The sequence below is a fragment of the Gilliamella sp. Nev5-1 genome (genome assembly GCF_001690895.1).
Classification (GTDB): domain Bacteria; phylum Pseudomonadota; class Gammaproteobacteria; order Enterobacterales; family Orbaceae; genus Gilliamella; species Gilliamella apicola_C.
Map to the genome: position 1 here is coordinate 1 of NZ_LZHO01000062.1, position 452 is coordinate 452.

Here is a 452-nt window from a genome sequence, read left to right on the forward strand (position 1 = left end):
AGTGATTGACGCCTCAACACTTAGTCAAAATCGTCGCCGTCGGTTTAATGACAGTGAAATCTATCAACAGATTTTTGATAATATTGTTGAGCAGGCCATTGCCAAAGGGTTGATAAGTGGTCGGGTATTATATACGGACAGTACTCACCTAAAAGCAAATGCCAATAAAGGCAAAGCACGTAATGAGCAGCGTATTGTTGAGCCCAGTCAATATATTGATGCGCTTAATCAAGCCATCAACGCAGAAAGAGAATTAAACGGAAAAAAGCCTTAAAGCCATCGACGGTAGAGAAATACAAGGAGGTTAAAGTCAGTACAACAGATCTGGACAGTGGCTTTATGCATCGGGAAGGCAAGCCTAAAGGGTTCTTCTACTTAGATCACCGAACGGTTGATGGCAAACATAATTTAATTACCGATACCTATGTCACAGCTGGAAATATCCATGATTC

General features: G+C 41.2%; 1 pseudogene. It reads left to right on the forward strand.

From position 1 onward, the window contains the following. Positions 1-452: pseudogene (locus A9G41_RS14755) on the forward strand (IS5/IS1182 family transposase); the annotation flags it as partial.